This window comes from Serratia montpellierensis, assembly GCF_020858655.1.
Classification (GTDB): Bacteria; Pseudomonadota; Gammaproteobacteria; order Enterobacterales; family Enterobacteriaceae; genus Serratia; species Serratia montpellierensis.
In genome coordinates, this window is record NZ_VOSN01000021.1 from 1 (window position 1) to 18349 (window position 18349).

General features: G+C 56.0%; 13 protein-coding genes. All 13 read left to right on the plus strand.

Going from position 1 to position 18349, the window contains the following annotated elements; translation table 11 throughout:
* The first annotated feature begins 1806 nt into the window (after positions 1–1806).
* On the plus strand, positions 1807–3102 hold the full coding sequence (locus FUU19_RS20685; protein ID WP_202670303.1) for a lysine N(6)-hydroxylase/L-ornithine N(5)-oxygenase family protein: 1296 nt from the start codon (positions 1807–1809) through the stop codon (positions 3100–3102).
* A gap of 50 nt (positions 3103–3152) precedes the next feature.
* On the plus strand, positions 3153–4037 hold the full coding sequence (locus FUU19_RS20690; RefSeq protein ID WP_141972592.1) for an ATP-grasp fold amidoligase family protein: 885 nt from the start codon (positions 3153–3155) through the stop codon (positions 4035–4037).
* 626 nt (positions 4038–4663) lie between these two features.
* Complete coding sequence (locus tag FUU19_RS20695) at positions 4664–5578, plus strand: alpha/beta hydrolase (RefSeq protein ID WP_141972590.1); 915 nt, start codon at positions 4664–4666, stop codon at positions 5576–5578.
* Between the two features lie 427 nt (positions 5579–6005).
* Positions 6006–6416 (plus strand): GNAT family N-acetyltransferase, encoded by a 411-nt coding sequence (locus tag FUU19_RS20700; protein ID WP_019453029.1) that lies wholly within the window; start codon positions 6006–6008, stop codon positions 6414–6416.
* A gap of 27 nt (positions 6417–6443) precedes the next feature.
* Positions 6444–7133 (plus strand): helix-turn-helix transcriptional regulator, encoded by a 690-nt coding sequence (locus FUU19_RS20705; protein ID WP_141972588.1) that lies wholly within the window; start codon positions 6444–6446, stop codon positions 7131–7133.
* Between the two features lie 20 nt (positions 7134–7153).
* Positions 7154–8455 carry a cytosine permease gene (locus FUU19_RS20710; RefSeq protein WP_230507340.1) on the plus strand — a complete coding sequence of 434 codons (1302 nt, stop codon included), beginning with the start codon at positions 7154–7156 and terminating at the stop codon, positions 8453–8455.
* 533 nt (positions 8456–8988) lie between these two features.
* The gene (locus FUU19_RS20715) at positions 8989–9603 is read left to right on the plus strand and encodes a helix-turn-helix domain-containing protein (protein ID WP_004937341.1); all 615 of its coding nucleotides are present in this window, start codon (positions 8989–8991) and stop codon (positions 9601–9603) included.
* Positions 9604–10500 (plus strand): queuosine precursor transporter, encoded by an 897-nt coding sequence (locus FUU19_RS20720; RefSeq protein ID WP_019453032.1) that lies wholly within the window; start codon positions 9604–9606, stop codon positions 10498–10500. It begins immediately after the preceding gene.
* Complete coding sequence (queF, locus tag FUU19_RS20725) at positions 10478–11317, plus strand: NADPH-dependent 7-cyano-7-deazaguanine reductase QueF (protein WP_141973090.1); 840 nt, start codon at positions 10478–10480, stop codon at positions 11315–11317. Before FUU19_RS20720 ends, queF begins: the two co-directional genes overlap by 23 nt.
* Positions 11318–11440: 123 nt before the next feature.
* Positions 11441–13588, plus strand: coding sequence for a phosphocholine-specific phospholipase C (locus FUU19_RS20730; protein WP_202670302.1), 2148 nt, complete (start codon positions 11441–11443; stop codon positions 13586–13588).
* A gap of 86 nt (positions 13589–13674) precedes the next feature.
* On the plus strand, positions 13675–14811 hold the full coding sequence (locus tag FUU19_RS20735; RefSeq protein ID WP_230489633.1) for an ABC transporter substrate-binding protein: 1137 nt from the start codon (positions 13675–13677) through the stop codon (positions 14809–14811).
* Between the two features lie 160 nt (positions 14812–14971).
* Positions 14972–17095 carry a TonB-dependent receptor family protein gene (locus FUU19_RS20740; protein WP_202670300.1) on the plus strand — a complete coding sequence of 708 codons (2124 nt, stop codon included), beginning with the start codon at positions 14972–14974 and terminating at the stop codon, positions 17093–17095.
* Between the two features lie 196 nt (positions 17096–17291).
* Entirely contained in the window at positions 17292–18218 is a 927-nt protein-coding gene (gene cscK, locus FUU19_RS20745) for a fructokinase (protein WP_197833774.1), read from the plus strand.
* Positions 18219–18349 lie beyond the last annotated feature (131 nt).

Sequence of the window (18349 nt, forward strand, 5' to 3'; positions counted from 1 at the left end):
CGCCGGTTGTCCGAGTCCGGGCACCATATTCAGAATAACCCGCCTATGGCGGGTTTTTCGCTTTCTGGGGTGCGGACTCTCCATCGAACTGCGTTCGATTATTCGGCCCAAAGGCCTCACCCTACGGGCCAGCGCTGAAGCGCTGTTCAACGCGGCGCCAGCGCCGGTTGTTCGAGTCCGGGCACCACTATTTAGAAGAACCCGCCTATGGCGGGTTTTTTGCTTTCTGGGATAAGGACTCTCCATCGAACTGCGTTCGATTATTCGGCCCAAAGGCCTCACCCTACGGGCCAGCGCTGAAGCGCTGTTCAACGCGGCGCCAGCGCCGGTTGTTCGAGTCCGGGCACCACTATTTAGAAGAACCCGCATATGACGTTTTTTTCTTTTAGGATTTACACTACCTGACCGTACAGGTTCTGATCGCTAAAACGACGCCTGCATTATTAGAATATTTTTCAGCCGGTAAATAGCGTGCAAAATTTCAGCTATATCTGCAAAGCCGGCGGCCAGAAAGGGGAATATTCCAGCATTAATTTGGACAATGCATTGCCCTACCCAGCGTGAATTTATCGGCGCCGAGCACCCTATTAATGACGTCCTTCAGACCGGAAAAGTGTTAACGGAATGCCGTAGGCAAGTTAATCAGGACAATAAAATTAATTGTTTGCAGATTAGTTGGCATACTAATAATCAAAAATAAATCCAACCACATTATCCTGTATCTTGTAATAATGAAGGAATTATGGCATTCCCTGGATTGCATGAGATTTTGGCGCTGGCAGCATAGCACGAGTTTCGATGTAATTTTACCGGGTGAGGTATTGAATGAGATGCTGATCCCCGCCAGATCTCTGCCACTACCATAAGCATTTCGACTTTCAAAAACGCAATCCTATTCATTCCTGTGATCCGGCAACTGTTTCGCCCTGGCTGAAGAGTAAGAATGCGTCGAATTAACTGAGGTATTTTTGTTGTCGTGGTCGGTTAACGTGCACCAAAATGATTGCCGGATAGGGCTTGCTCACTTCGCCGTCGTGGCCAGAATCTTTCATTTCCAGCTCAAAAAAACCCTCCTTTCCTGACAAACCTCGTCCCACGCAAGTTCAACAAACGGTAAACCAGGTAGTTAACGCAAATAATTCGCGTACATCGGTTTATGCCACTGAGGGTAAAATCTCACGGTGATCAACGGTAACAACACTGGGAAGCGTGCGCCCGCTCCGAAAAAACGGGTTTAACCCCTTCCGTAGAAAAGCGTCTAATACATTGAATAAATTAACAAAAAACAACTTAATCAACCGATTTCATAATTTCACTTCCGATTTCATCTTTGCAAAAAGCGCCCGGCTTTTAATATCACGTTATTTCACCTCCTCAGCGCCTATTTTAGGGTTATTCTAAGCAACGGAAACCCGATCCCGGAAATGCAAAACGAACGCAGGCTGGCACATACACCAGAAACCAGAAATCAGATGAGAACCCATACGATGAGTAGCCGCTTCAGGCGATCGTTTTCATGGCGTCGTGGCTCAGGGATATCGGATTTTTACTTAGGAATAGTCATTAAAACCACATGCAAGCTTTTATAGGGATTTTCATGGAAAGAAATTTGCCCGTAGCCTTTACCTGATGTGCTACCTAATTCTAAACGGGCATTTAAAAATTCGGTATTTCTGGCCCGTACACATTTTAATTCAATTTAATTCGTGAAGCTTACTTATAAGAAAAAGGCAGCCTGGTTGCTATAAGCCACCCTATCTGCAGCCGTATTTCTGGGTATTATTCTCATTATACTGGAGCTTATTAATGAATCAGCGTTTGGATATCATCGGTATTGGCCTTGGCCCGTCGAATCTTAGCCTGGCGGCCTTAGGCAGTGAAATAGAAGGGTTTACGGGGCAATTCCTGGAGCGCAAACCTCATTTCTCCTGGCACCCAGGGATGATCCTGGCGGATTGCAGCATGCAGACCAACTTTTTAAAAGACTTGGTGAGCGCGGTTGCTCCCACCAATCGCTACAGCTTTCTCAACTATCTGGTAAAAAACAGGAAGTTTTATCGTTTCCTGACGACGGAACAGCGCACCGCATCGCGTGAAGAGTTCGCCGATTACCTCACCTGGGCCGCCGGCGGGATGGGCTCGTTGGCATTCAACCAAGACGTTCAGCGGATTGAGTTCGATGATCGGCAGCGCCAGTTCGTGGTGACCACCTCGAATAAGGTCTTCCACGCCAGGCACGTAAGTATCGGTATTGGCAAGAAAATAAAGCTGCCTGATTGCGTGACGGCGCAAAGCGATCGCTGTTTCCACGCCAGCGAAATGATGCTGCGCAACCCCGATCTGACCGGCAAACGCGTGGCGATCGTCGGCGGCGGCCAGAGCGGTGCAGATCTGTTCCTGAATATTTTTAAAGGGGAATGGGGGCAACCGGAGCAGCTCGACTGGATATCGCGCCGCAACAACTACAATGCGCTCGATGAAGCGGCCTTTGCCAACGAATACTTCACGCCCGATTACGTCGAGAGCTTTTACTCACTGGATAGCGCGGCCAAACGGCATATGCTGGCCGAACAGAAGATGACCTCAGACGGTATCACCAGTGAGTCGCTGCTGGCGATTTATCGCGCCATGTACCACCGCTTCGACGTCCTGCGCGAGAAATTATGGGTGCGGCTGCTGCCCAGCCGTTCACTGACGGCCGTGAAACACACGCTGGATAACGCCTACCAACTCGAAACGCGTCATCATCTCGATCACGGCGAAGAAGCCTTCAAGGCGGACGTGGTGATCTTCGCCACCGGTTATCAGACGGCCACGCCAGAGTTCCTTGAGCCTCTGGCCCATCGCTTGCTGACCACTGCGGATGGCGAATACCGCATCGCCCCAGACTTTACCTTTGAGTGGGAAGGCCCGGCGGAGAACTGCTTATTCGCCATGAACGCCAGTATGCACAATCACGGCATTGCCGATCCGCAGTTAAGCCTGATGGCATGGCGGTCGGCCCGTATTCTTAATCGGGCGTTAGACCACAAGCCATTTGATCTTGGAACAACGCCGACGGCCATTCAATGGCGCAGTGAAAGCACGCCACCCGCGTTTTAAATACAAGAACGACTTAATCATTGTCACTACGCTTTGATGGAATTACGTATATGAAAAGACAAATCATTAAATTTATTACGAAGCAGCTGGCCGTATTGGCTCCCGAGTTCAAGGCCAGATTGCTCTACAAAAAAGCATTTGGCAAACCGTTAAACTTGCAGGCGCCGTCCACCTGGAATGAAAAGATCAATCACCTGAAACTGAATGGCTATAGTCACAATGCGTTGGTGAAGCAGTGCGCAGACAAATATGCGGTAAGGCAGTATATCAAAGATCAAGGGTGCGAAGAGATCCTTAATGAATTGTACTTTGCCTGTGATTCAGTAAACGATATTCCGTGGGACGCATTGCCGGATAAGTTTGTGATCAAAGGGAATCACGGTTCCGGGTATAACCTGATTTGCCAGAATAAAAAATTGCTGAATATCAAGAGCGCCAAAAAATTGATCGACGGTTGGATGAAAGACGATTATTGGAAAACTTATGTAGAGCTCAACTACAAAGGGATACAAAAAAAGATCATTGGGGAGAAGTATATCGAATCGGCCAATGGTCACGGGCCTGAAGACTATAAAATCTATTGTTTCCGCGGTGTGCCTTACTGCACGTTGCTGTGTGTCGGCAGAGATACCGGGTCGCCGAAGTATTACTTCTTTGACAAAGATTTCAAGTTTCTGTGCTACAGCGATGACTGTCTGGCATTGAACCAAGAGGAGATCGACGCCTTCGTGAAACCGCAGGGATACGATGAGCTGTTTGAGTACGCCTCACGCTTGTCCGCACCCTTCGAGTTTGTTCGCGTTGATTTCTACATCTCCAAAGGCCAGATCATATTCGGCGAATTGACCTTTACCCCCTCCGCCGGGCTGGATACGGATATCCTGCCGCCAACCGATGTTTTGCTTGGCGAGATGTTGACGTTGCAACAGCACTGATTTTCACCTGGCCCCACAGTGAAGATCGGCCGCGTCTGAGGAGAAATACCGGCCGGCACGTTTGCCGCCCGCCAGTCGGTATTGCCTTGAGGATTATCGGGCCGACGCTCTCGTCTGTTCTGCTGCCGTGACGGCAATATCCCCCGCCTCCCGCCCTTGGCAACCCGTACCAGCCCAAGGGCAATGCCTCAACAAAGGCTGCATAACCATTTGAAAAACAATGGCATTGAACGATTAATAAGAATCACTTACATATTTATAATAAAATGTTCTATATGTATAGGAAGCTATAATATAAGATACTGGAAAGTTTCCCTGGTGTTGTTGTGTGTCTTTGCCCTATTTTATAGGGCTTTTTTTGCTAAATATCGTTGATAACCGTATGTTTTCACCCTTCTTCGCAGTTTTCTCACCCACAAAAATCATAACCATTTCTAATTAATTGTAATCCTTGTTATTCCTGACTTATCAATAATAACAAGGGGTTGCTATTAACCCAACAAAGCAACCCGCAGCCTCTCCGGGATTCGGTCGTACTTCGCCGTCAGAATGCCCGCCGTAAAGGTAGGTTTTTGCCGGACCCGAACGAATGCTACTATCGGCCTTTTACAAAGATGTTGACCCGCATGTTATTGTCCAACCGGCATTTTATCTCTGCGATTCTGGCGCTCGCCATCGGCCTTTGGCTGCCGGGCTCCGTACTGGCCAGGCCCGATCTGGAACGCAAGATCGGCACTACCATAGCCGATAGCGATTCTGCAGATTACCACTTCAGCGATCTGCGCTTCACCTCCGCCGACGGCCAACGGCATTACCGCGTTCGCATCGCCCAGCCGCGCCAGGCCCCTGCACCTGAAGGCTATCCAACGGTTTATTTCCTCGACGGCAATGCAGTGCTGATGGGATTGAATCCCACCTTGTTGGCCAAATTGGCGGCGGCGAAACGACCGCCGGTGCTGGTGATGATCGGTTATGACAACGATCTGCGCATAGATGCCGCCGGCCGCGCCTACGACTATACGCTCCCTCTGCCGGTGGGCCTGAAGCAACCGCCGCGGGGCGGCGGGGGCGCGGATGCGTTCCTGCAATTGATTGAAACGCGGATCAAACCGGCGATCGCCGCCAAACTGGCGGTCGATCCGCAGCGGCAAACGCTATGGGGTCACTCCTACGGCGGGCTCTTCGTGCTGCACACGTTGTTCACCCATGCTACCGCCTTCCAACGCTACATCGCCGTGGAACCCTCGCTGTGGTGGGGCAACGGCATGATCCTGCAAGAAGCACAGCAGATGATGGGGCGGCGTCCGGTGCCGGTGGCGAAGCTGCAACTGTGGGTTGGCCTGGCGGAACGCGATCGTGCGGCCCCGCCCGGCGTGAAGCTCCCCACTCTGCCGGCGAACGCAACGCGTTTATTGGCCGAACACCTGGCACAGCTCGACGGTCTCGCCGTCGGCTATCGGGAGTGGCCCGCCTTAGGGCACGGCGCCATGCTGGATGCCACCATCGAGCCGGCGCTCAGCAGCGTCATAGCAGAGGACTAAATCAGCGGCTCGGAAGGTATCGGCCACATTTTCATCTGCGGCGCATATCTTCTGATGAGAAGAGTGTTTAATATCTGAGACAGCGAATGGCGGGCGCGGGTGGGTGCGTCAAAAAACAAAGTGGCTCCCCCGTCGGCAAGTGAGCTTGCTCTATCCGGTGGAGCCATACAGTACTGCAGTTTTCCCGGTGGGGCCCTGGTGAGGCGCAAGTAGGAAAAGATGGTGTAAGCAGGGCATTTCAGCGTTTTAATACCGCCTGTTTCACTATTTTCTTCTCCCTGTGGCACCTACTATAAGCGGCCTCTCACCTGGCGGAAAAGGGTGAAAACCACCCTTGAAATACATTAATGAAAGTGATATTAGAAGCGGTTAGGGCGAAAGCGCCTAGTTCAGTTTTGAATAATTAAATCAGGGAATTATATTAAAAATGAATATTAATATCACCGACAAACCCAACCCGCAGGATGAAGAGTTCGTTATCGACAGCCTCTGGGCTCACAACCATAAAACCCAGCCCGTAGACATTCACCCACTGTTCCTGACCGTCACCGACGACAACCAGCAGATCGTCGGCGGCCTGGTCGCACGCACCTGGTGGGGCGGCCTGGAAGTGCAGTATCTGTGGGTCGGCGATCAATGTCGCAAAAGCGGTTACGGCCGCCAGCTGATGCAACTGGCCGAAGAAGAAGCCCGCAAGCGCGGTTGCCATATGGCCTATGTCGATACTTTCGATTTCCAGGCCCGAGGCTTCTACGAAAAACTGGGCTACCGGGTCTACGGCGAGCTGGGCGACTACGCGCATCGCCACACCCGCCATTACCTGGCTAAAAGCCTGTAACGCGGCCTGAGCGGCGCAGAGGTAGGTATGGGTTCATCGCATAAAAATAATGAATCTTATTTTAAGGGCCTCATCACCATGATGGAGCACCTGAGCGAGCCCTGGGGCATCAAAGACCAGCTGTCCCGCCACCTTTATATGAATCGTGCCGCTTATCTCTATACCAATACGCCGCTGAATTTCGACGTCTCCGGCAAATATGACCACGAATTCCCCGCCGACTGGGCCGACTCAGCCGCCGACTTTATCGAGCATGACAAGATGACCGAAGCGGCGCGCGATCGGGTCACGGTCATAGAAACGCACTACTGGTACGGCAAAGACAGCCTGACGCCATTTATCAGCGAAAAGCTGCCGGTGTACAACGATGACAAACAGGTGATTGGCGTGATCTGGAACGCCAAGCCGATGAACAGCCTGTCACCGCTGAAATACATCAATCAGCAAAAACCCAGCGTATTGACCACCGAAGTCAATAACGAGCTGTTCACCCGTGCCGAACTCGATGTCATTTTTCTTATGCTTCAGCGATTTACGGTAAAAGAGATCGCAAAAATCTATAACGTCAGCAATAAGACCATCGAAAACCGCATTTATAACATTTACCAGAAGGCCAACGTGCATACTCAGCAGCAATTTGAGGAGTACTGCAAATACGCCAACCTGGATAACTACATTCCCGATCGCCTGATAACCAAAGGCATTCAGTTTATTTGAACCGCAAGGAAGATCTCACCGTGATAAAGATCGAAGATTATCCGCTCACCCGGGTGCCGCAGGATAAAAGAGTTTCGTTTTTAAGCGTGGCCATCGTGCATATGGGCATGTTGACCGCGCTGGACCAGTTCATGCTCGGCGCCGTGCTCGGCAACTCCATGACGCTGATTGACGCCTTCACCGCCATTTTTGTCGGCAGCCTGATCTTCGGCGTGGTGACCTACGGCCTGGGGCTGGCGGGCATGCGCGAAGGGATTTCCGGCAGCCCCAGGCCGCGCTGGTGCGGCTTCGGTCGCCTGGGCTCGGTGCTGATCGGCGTGGTGGTGGCCATCAGCCTGCTGGGTTGGTTCGGCATTCAAAACGCCATTTTCGCCAAGTCGCTCGATTTCGCGCTCGGCAATAAGCTGGGCTTCGGCCTGGCCGCCGGGCTCTCGGGCACGCTGTTGACCATCCTGGTGGCATTCGGCTTTAAGGCGCTGCGCATCGCCGCCCGTATCGCGGTGCCGATGTTCATCATGCTGGTGGCCTTTATTTCAGTGACCGCGCTTTCCGGGCATAACCTGCAGGAGATCATCCAGCTGGCGCCGCCGGGTGAACCGCTGACCATCAGCGCCGGCATCACCATCGTCGTCGGCGGCGCCATCGTGGCCAGCCTGATGACGCCCGACCTGACCCGTTACTCCAAAAACGGCAAGCACGTGCTCGGCGTCACGCTCTTCACCATCATCGCCGGCGAGTTTGTGGTGAACGGCCTGGCGATCCTGATCGCCAAAACCCTGGGCACCGCAGATGTGGTCACCATCATGTCGCAAGCGGCCGGCGGCGCCGGTTTGCTGGTCGTGGTGTTCTCCACCCTGCGCGTCAACGATCTCAACCTGTATTCCTCTTCGCTGGGCATCGTCAACGCGGTGGAAGGCATCACCGGCAAAAAGCTGAAGTACACCTACACCACCCTGGTGATCGGGATTCTGGGCACTACGCTGTCGGTGCTGGGCATTCTCGACCGCTTCGTCGACTTCCTGACGGTGCTTGGCGTGGTCTTCCCGCCAATTATCGGCATCATGCTGGTAGACTATTACCTGCTGCGCAGCCACCGCAAAATCCTGGACGAGAGCCGCCGAACGGGCCAGTTGCCGAGCGAAACCCCGACTATCGGCTGGGCGGCGATCGTCGCCAGCATCGCCGGCGGCGCCGTTGGCCAGGCGACCGAATGGGGCGTACCGACCATCAACTCTCTGGTGGCCGCCAGCCTGCTGTATTGGGTGCTCAAACTGGCCTTCAGCCGGGCACAAAAACCCTTGGCTTCGCAGAAGTCGCTCTGATTGTCGCGCATGCGTTAATGCACTCCTCCGGTAACGGGGGAGTGTTTTATGCTCGATAGCGGTGGAGTTCAACGCAAAAGAATAGGCCGATCGCGCAGATAAACGGCCATGGTAGTTAGGGTCCCTGGTGTCGGTAGCAAGCTATCTATTCATGCTCAGAGTGTGGCAATGCCCCCTCTGAGCTTTTTATTATAAAAATCGTTAGCTTCAGTGTTTTTATCGTAAAGAAAAACTTCAGCTTGCATGAACAGTAGCCCATGAAATCGGCTTTGGTCAACATAAAAGTACACATAAAATTGGCTTTTATGTTCACTTTTCCATAAGCAAAAGCTAATCAATTGATTTACACAGTTTTATCATCCTCGCAGGTCAATCCGATCTTCTGCGCTAACATCACTACGCTAAACGGCTGACAAGAAACAATAATTACCACCAATAATCAGCCGGTTACCTACCCCTCTGCGCCTTTTTATCTGGACAACGCCAACGCGTAAGATATAGTGAAGCCAGCGTAATGTTTGTAAGGACAGCCGATGAAAACCACCAACGCACAGCGCAAAATCAACATCATTAAAAATATTGAATATCTGATGCGTACCCGCGGTGAAACCAAGGCTTCCTTTTCCAACCGCAGCGGCCTGACGCGCACCACCCTCTACAAAATTCTTGACGGAAGAGTGAACAACGTTCAGCAATCCACCGTGAATCGGATTTCCGATTTCTTCGGGGTCTCCTGTGAAGAGATCGAAGACTACGATCTGGAAAAACTGGAGCTGCTCAATGAAACGCTGTCCACCGAGGGCAACAAGAACCCTTCCGCCATCCCGGTGATCCCGCAGTCGCGCTATCTGGCCGTCTCGCAGCGCAAGATAGGGCAACTGGTCACCGAGTTTCCTCTGACTTATTTCTTCGGCGATGAGTCGAACATGTTGGCAATGAAAATAGAGACCGAAATTAAAGGGTCATTTATTCCCGGCGAAGTCATCATCATCAAACGCCCGCCGGTACTGATTTGTGATTCACCTTTGCTGTATCACTCGGGAAAAAGCGGCTTCTTTGTGGTTGACGACAAAGACAGCGAAAGCATGGACAAACGCCCTCAGGACACCGTGCAATTCCTGGGTTACATCGTTGGAGAAAGGTTATAAATGGAACCGAATCAGAAGTTCAAGCTGTTGGGCTTCACCCGGCATGGCACCATCGCGGCCAATGTCATGGTATTGGCCACCGGCAAAACTATTACCATGGGGCTGAATGAGCTGGCCGACAGCGAAATTTCAGAAGATCTGAGCCGGCACGAACTGCAGGCGCTATACCGCAAACTCTATGGCGACAACAAACAAAAAACCGCCTACGAGCTCAGCGATCGCCACGAACGCTCTTGGTACGCCTACCTGATTATTACCGTGGCGCTCAGCGTGATTTATATTTTCTCAACGCTGTGCGGCGTCAAGCCGATCCAAATCCCGGTGCTGAATCTCATCACGCCGCCGGCGATCTTCATTTACCCGCTCACGTTCATTCTGGTGGACATCCTCAATGAATTCTATGGATTACGGCTGGCCCGGCGCACGATTATCATCTCGTTTATCGCCAACCTGACCTTCGTCCTGGGGGTCTGGGTAACGACGCTGGTGCCAAGCATTCCGCAGTGGGAGTACAGCGAGACCTACAACGGTATCGTGCACAGCATCATGGCGGTGCTGGTGGCCTCGTCGGCGGCCTATCTGATCTCCGAGAACGTCAACTCCTACCTGCTTTGCAAAATCAAAGAGTTGACCAACTCCCGTTACCTGTTTGTGCGCGTAATTACCAGTACCGTAGTGGCTTCGGCCATCGACAGCGTGGTGTTCTGTACGCTGGCGTTCTACAACGTGCTGAGCTGGGACATCATCAAAACCATGATCCTGTCGCAGTTCCTGATCAAGGTGGTTTACGCCCTGCTGGGCGTCGGGCCGATCTACGCCACCCGCAGTCTGTTTAACCGCTACATCAATACCGAACAAGCAAAGGGCAATGAATATGCATATCCAAAAGCAAGATAAGATCACCCATCTTGGCGCCAACTCCGATTATCCGGATCAATATGCTCCCGCATTGCTCGAAGCCTTGCCGCGCGCGCGCGGCCGCGATCTGATCGGCGTGGACGAGCGGCAGCTGCCGTTCAGCGGCTTTGATCTATGGACCGCCTTCGAGCTGTCCTGGCTCAACGCCAAGGGCAAGCCGGTGGTGGGCATCGGCGAATTTACCTTCCCACACTCCTCGTCGAACCTGATCGAGTCCAAATCGTTCAAGCTGTATCTCAACAGCTTCAACCAAACGCGCTTTGACAGCGTGGAACAGGTGAGCGCCGCCATGCAGAAAGATCTGTCGCAGGCGGCCAACGGCCAGGTCACCGTCAAGCTCTATCCGGGGCTGGAAGGTTACCCGGCGCAGATCGACCGCCTGCCGGGCATCAATATCGACGATCTGGATATCGCGGTCGACGATTTCGCCTTCAAACCGGAATACCTGAGTGGCGCGGCCGAGAGAGGGGAACCGGTGTCGGAGACGCTGTCTTCCAATCTGCTGAAATCCAACTGCCTGGTCACCAACCAGCCGGACTGGGGCAGCGTCGTGATCCGCTATGAAGGCCGTAAAATCGATCGTGAAAGCCTGCTGCGCTACCTGATTTCCTTCCGCCAGCACAACGAATTCCACGAACAGTGCGTTGAGCGCATTTTCAACGACATCAAGCAGAGCTGCCGCCCGGAAAAACTCAGCGTGTTTGCGCGCTACACCCGCCGCGGCGGCCTGGACATCAACCCCTTCCGCAGCGATTTCGAAACGGCGCCGACGCTCGGTCGCCTGATCAGGCAGTAAGCGTTATCCCCCAATGCTCCCGCCAGGGAGCATTGTTTTCCTCGCATTCATCTCCCTGTTATTTTTCGCCATTATCGTCGTCAGCGGCTATCTTCAAAGCACACTGACGGAGATTAACGACGCATGCCTGACCTTTCACGCAGAGACATCCTGCGGGCTGCCGCCATCGGATCGGCGTTCTCGCTGTTGCCCGCCTCGATTCGCAAAGCGCTGGCCATTCCCGCCAACAACCGCACCGGAACCCTGCGCGACGTCGAACACGTGGTGATCCTGATGCAGGAGAACCGCTCTTTCGACCACTACTTCGGCACCCTGCCGGGCGTGCGCGGCTTCAGCGATCGCTTTACCATTCCACTGCCCGGCGATCGCCACGTCTGGCAACAACAGGGCGCCGAGCGGCTGGTGCTGCCCTACCACCTGGACAGCAAACGCGGCAACGCCCAGCGCGTCACCGGCACGCCGCACTCGTGGGTGGATGAGCAAGCCGCCTGGGATCACGGCCGCATGAGCGCCTGGCCGACCTACAAAACGCCGGCCTCGATGGGCTACTACCGCCAGCATGAGCTGCCGTTCCAATTCGCGCTGGCCAACGCCTTTACCCTCTGCGACGCCTATCACTGCGCTATTCACGCGGGCACCAACACCAACCGGCTGTTCCACTGGACCGGCACCAACGGCCCGTCCGCCGCCAACGTGGCGGTGGTGGTCAACGAATGGGACAGCCCCGGCCCGGCGGACATCGGCTACCAGTGGACAACCTATCCGGAACGGCTGGAGGCGAGCGGCGTCAGCTGGAAGGTGTATCAATTCCTGCCGGACAACTTTACCGACAACCCGCTGGCGGGTTTTCGCCAATACCGCGCCGCCAGCATTCAGGTGGGCAACCCGGCGCGGCCGCCGAAAGACTTCAACGCTTTCGTGCCCTATCGTGATGCGCTCAACGAGGCCGCGCCGCTGTACAAGGGCAACGGCAATACCCTGCCGGCCGCCGACGGCAACGATCTGGACGCCATGCTGGCCGGGTTCCGCGACGACGTGCAGCAGGGCAAACTGCCACAGGTCAGCTGGATCATCGCGCCGGCGGCCTATTCGGAACACCCCGATCCTTCCAGCCCGGTGCAGGGCGGCTGGTTCACCCAAGAGATCCTCAACGCGCTGACCGACAACCCGGAGGTGTGGAGTAAAACCGTCCTGCTGGTCAACTACGACGAAAACGACGGATTTTTTGACCATATGCCTTCGCCTTCCGCACCGTCGCTGCGCGAGGACGGCAGCTTCGCCGGTAAATCGACGGTGCCGTTCGACACCGAGATCTTCCAGCACGTGGCGCCGCCTGGCTCGCAGGATCAACCGCCGCCGGACGGCCGCATCTACGGCCCCGGCCCGCGGGTGCCGATGCTGGTGCTGTCGCCCTGGAGCCGCGGCGGCTGGGTCAATTCGCAGGTCTTCGATCACACCTCGGTGCTGCAATTTCTGGAAAAGCGCTTTCAGGTGCATGAACCCAACATCAGCGCCTGGCGCCGCGCCGTGTGCGGCGATCTCACCTCGGCGTTCAACTTTGTCGACCCTAACGGCGAAGCGCTGCCGAGCCTGCCCGCCACCAGCCGCCACGCCGCCGATGGCCTGCGCCAGCGCCAGGAACAGCTGCCGCAGGTGCCGCTACCATCGCCCGCCCACCAGAGTTTGCCGCACCAACGCCGCCTGGCGCGCCCTTCCCGCGCACTGCCCTACCAGCTGCACGTCGAGGCCAGCGTCGCGGCCGAGCAGCGCCGCGTGACGCTGAACCTGTTCAATACCGGCGAGCAGGGAGCCGTGTTTCACGTCTACGATCGGCGAGATCTGGCGCAGATCCCGCGCCGTTTTACCGTCGAGGCGGGCAAGGCGGTCAGCGACGACTGGCAAACGGAGGATGAGTACCATCTGTGGCTGCTCGGCCCTAACGGCTTTCATCGTGAACTGCGCGGCGCCCTGAACCGGCCGCAGCCGGAGGTGCGTTTGCGCCCGACGGGCCGCAGCCTGCAGCTGCAGTTGAACAATCCGGGCACCGAAGCGATAGCGGTCACCCTCGAACGCTGTCCCTATACTCGGCAGGGCCCGTGGCACATCACGCTGCCGGCGGGCGGCAGCCACCAGCAAACGTTTGACGCCCGCGCCAACGGCGGTTGGTATGACCTTACGCTGCAAAGCCCGGGAGGTTGGCTGCGCCGCCTGGCGGGCCGATTGGAGGATGGCGCGCACAGCGTCAGCGACCCGCTGATGGGCCTGGGATAATCTATCGGCATCAAGGGAGTTCAAAAAGCGAAAGGATATCGCTTATCATTGCGTTCTCGTTCCTCGCCGATTACCCAAGGATCTCCATGCCCGCTGTTCTTATCGCCAAAGCCGGCCGCTGGCTGGCCGCCTGCATTCTGTTGTTGGCCGGCGCCGCTCAAGCCGCGCCGATCGTCGTCACCGATGTCGCCGGCCGCCAGGTCACCCTGCCGCAACCGGCCAAACGCGTTATCCTGGCCGATGCCCGTGCGCTGTTGGCGCTGAATATTCTGCATCCGCAGGAGCCACTGAAAAACATCATCGCCTGGGACAACTCGCTGAAGGTCAAAGCGCCGGATCTGGTGGAAGCCTACGCGAAAAAATTCCCACAGGTCATGCAGATCCCCACCTTCGACAACCCCTACACCAGTGATTTCAGCGTGGAAAGCGCGGTGGTGCGCCAACCGGATCTGATCATTTTCGACATTGGCCTGCTGAGCAAATTGAAAGACAGCGGCGTGCTGACCCAGCTGGAAAAAGTCGGCATCCCGGTGCTGATCGTCGATTTCCGCCAGCAGCCGCTGACCAACACCGTCGCCAGCATGGCGCTGTTGGGCAAAGTGTTTGACGAGCAGCCCAACGCCGACGCCTTTATCCGCCTCTATCAGCAGCGTCTCGAACTGGTGCGCCAGCGGGTCGCCACGCTGAAACCGGAGCAGCGCCCCAGCGTCTTCATCGAGCGCAGCGCCGGCATCAAAGGCGAACAGTGTTGCAACACCTTCGGCAAAGGCAGCTTCGGGCAGTTCATCGATACCGCCGGCGGCAACAATATCGGCAGCAAGCTGTTTTCAGACATGGGCGGAGAAGTGAACGTCGAGCAGGTGATCGGCAGCAACCCGGATTTCTATCTGCTGACCGGCGCCGACTGGAGCCGCGGGCATCGCGGCACGCTGGCGGTGCCGCTGGGTTACACCACCGATATGGCCACCAGCCAAAAGAAACTGGCGCATCTGCTGGATCGCACCGGCATTAATGTGCTGAAAGCGGTGAAAGAAAAACGCGTGATGGCGATTTACCATCAATTTTACGACACGCCACTCAACTTTATCGCCGTCGAGGCGATCGCCAAATTCCTGCACCCGGCGCTGTTTAAAGATATTGATCCGCAAGCGGATATCGAAATGGTGCACCAGAAATTCACCGCGCTGGATTACAGCGGCGTCTTCTGGCTTACGCCACAATAACCCCCGCCAGGGCCCGCCAGCCGGGCCCTGTTTCCCGCCTTCATTATTTAGTTACCCGCTTAACTATCCCGTAACAATTCTATTTACTTGCCAATAATTATCATTAAGATTGTCTTTTCTAAAAAAACACATCCGGGTCTGAAACTCTTAAGGCATTATTATGTCACCTCTTTTTCGGCTTTCACTGCTGACGGCTTCCATCGCCGTCGCGTTCCCTGTCCTTGCTACTGATAACTCATCTCAAAACGATGCCGACACCGTGACCGTCGTCGGCAACTGGCTGGACAACCCTGATACCAGTTCGGTGCTGCTCAACCATCCGGGCGCGCGTTCCATCGTCACCCAGCAGCAGATGCATGAACAAGGCGACCAGACCATCGCCGATAGCCTGCGCGGCGTGCCCGGCGTGCAGGTGCGCGACAGCAACGGCACCGGCGGCAGCGACATCTCGCTCAACGTCGGCGTGCGCGGCCTGACTTCGCGTCTTTCTCCACGCTCCACCATTCTGATGGACGGCGTCCCGCTGGCGGTAGCGCCTTACGGCCAGCCGCAGCTGTCGATGGCTCCGCTGTCTATCGGCAACCTGCAATCGGTGGACGTGGTGCGCGGCGGCGGTGCGGTGCGCTACGGGCCGCAAAACGTCGGCGGCGTGATCAACTTCGTTACCCGCGACATTCCCAAAACGTTTGGCGGCACCGCCAGCGTACAAACCCAGGGCGCCAGCCACGGCGGTCTGAAGACCCTGACCAGCGCCTCCGTGGGCGGCACCGCAGACAACGGCTTCGGTGCCGAGCTGCTCTACTCCGGCCTGCACGGCCAGGGCTACCGCGATAACAACGACAACACCGACATCGACGATTTCATGCTGAAAACGCGCTATGCGTTTACCGATCGCGACGAACTGCTGGCCAATTTCCACTACTACGACGCCAAAGCCGGCATGCCGGGCGGGCTGAGCACCGCGCAGTACGCGCAGAACCCGTTCCAGTCCACGCGGCCGTGGGACCAGTTCGAAGGCCGCCGCAAGGATATGTCGTTCAAATACAAACATCAGGAAGACGACAAGCAGTTCGAAGTGTTGACCTACTTCACCGACAGCTACCGCGGCAGCAACATCGAATCGGAAGGCACCGGCAAAAACGCGGGCCAGCGGCGCATGGTGTCCTACCCTCGCCATTATTCGACCTGGGCGATCGAGCCAAGCTATTCGCAGCTGTTTCGCTTCTGGGATATGGCGCACGAGATCACCCTCGGTTACCGCTATCTGAATGAAACCATGGACGAAAAGGCGTCGCGTTCCGCCTGGTATAATCCGGCGAATATCGGCTCGACGCCGGATACCCCGGACTATTACCAACACACCTCCGGCGGCACCGCTGCCAACGCGTTCTATATCGACGACACCATCAACGTCGGCAACTGGACGGTCACGCCGGGCTTGCGTTATGAAAGCATTCGCACCCACGTGGACGATTCGTTCAACAACATCAGCCGCGAGAAAAGCTACAGCGAGCCGCTGCCGTCATTGAACGTGATGTACCACCTGTCCGACGCCTGGAAACTGTTCGCCAACGCCAACACTTCGTTCGGCAGCATGCAGTATTTCCAGTTGACCAAAGGCGGCAACGGCAACCAGCCGGCGCCGGGGCTGACGGCGGAAAAAGCGCACACCTATGAGTTCGGCACCCGCTACGACGACACCGTGGTCAAGGCCGAGGCCACGCTGTTCTACATCGACTTCGATAACCAGCTGCAGTACATCAGCAACGACGTGGGCTGGACCAACATGGGCGCCACCAAGCACAAAGGCATCGAGCTGGCGCTCAGCTACGATCTCAGCGAGCTGAACCGCGCGCTCGACGGCGCCAGCGTCTACACCAGCTATACCTATACTAAGGCCAGCACCGACAAGGGCGACTTCGCCGGTAAAGACCTGCCGTTCTACTCGCGCCAGGTGTATACCGTCGGTACGCGTTACGCCACCGGCAGCTGGGTATGGAATCTGGACGGTTACGCGCAGTCCAAACAGCATTCGCCGGGCACCGGGCCGGAGTACGTCACGCAGGAAAGTGCCGATGGTCAGTTCGGCGATATCGCCGGTTACATGGTGTGGAATATGCGCGGGGAATATAATTTCGGGCCGCAGTTATCAAACCTGACGCTGGGCGCCGGGGTGAAAAACCTGTTCGATCAGCGCTACTTCACCCGCTCCAACGACAATAACTTCGGCAAGTACGTCGGCGAACCGCGCACCTTCTTCGTGCAGGGATCGATCGTTTTCTGACACGCCAGCGCTCACCACAGGCGCTTCGCTCATCAAACCGCCCGACCGAATCGCGGGCGGTTTTCCCGCATCTTGCCCATCCTGTTTTTGATCTTCCTCACTGACCAAGCAACTTGGAGCATTATTTCATTGCCTTGCTAAACCGGTTCTTCTATTTTAGCACCCCATCTGACAAGGACAAAAACAGGGATTAAGCATGATGAATCGCGTATGGGTACTGGGCGACGCCGTGATCGACCTGGTGCCGGAAAATGCCAACGGTTATCTCAAATGCCCCGGCGGCGCGCCGGCTAACGTAGCGGTGGGTATCGCCCGGCTCGGTGGCGACAGCGCTTTTATCGGGCGAGTGGGGCAAGACGGCTTCGGCGCCTTTCTGCAGCAGGTGCTGAGCGATGAAGGGGTGGATATCGGCCATATGCGGCCAGACCCCGAACACCACACCTCCACGGTCGTGGTGGATCTCGATCTGCAGGGTGAGCGCTCATTCACGTTTATGGTGCAGCCCAGCGCCGATCTGTTTTTGCAGCCTGACGATCTGCCGGATTTCCAACGGGGGGAATGGCTGCACCTCTGCTCCATCGCGCTCTCGCAGGAGCCCAGCCGCAGCGCGGCCTTTGCCGCGATGGAACGCATCCGGGCGGCCGGTGGCCGGGTCAGTTTCGATCCCAACATCCGTGAAGAGGTCTGGCGCCAGCCGGAAGCGCTGCGACCCTGCCTGCAAAAGGCGCTGATGCTGGCGGACGTGGTGAAACTGTCGCGCGAAGAGCTGGCTTTCATCAGCCATCTTGACGATCTGGAGAACGCCATTCGCTGGATGATGCAAACCTATCCGCTGCGCCTGCTGCTGGTGACGCTGGGCGGCGACGGCGTCTATGTGCATGACGGCCAACGGCTGCGTCATTTCCGCGCAGCGCCTGTCGTTCCGATCGATACCACCGGCGCCGGCGACGCCTTCGTCGCCGGGCTGTTAGCGGCGCTGGCACGCCTTCACGAATTACCGCAGGAAGCGCAGTGGCCTGCGGTTATCGCCCAGGCGCAGGCCTGCGGCGCGCTGGCCACCACCGCCAAAGGGGCCATGACCGCCCTGCCCCACGCCGACGAGCTGGCGGCTTTCCTCCGTTGATCCTCTGCATTCACGGCGATCCTCAGGTTCGCCGTGGTCTTTTGCCCACGATTTGCGCGCTCGATCACAATAGCTGAATCGGGTTAGCTAACTGAGTTGCCAGCTCGCCTCCCTCTCGTTATCTTTCGCCA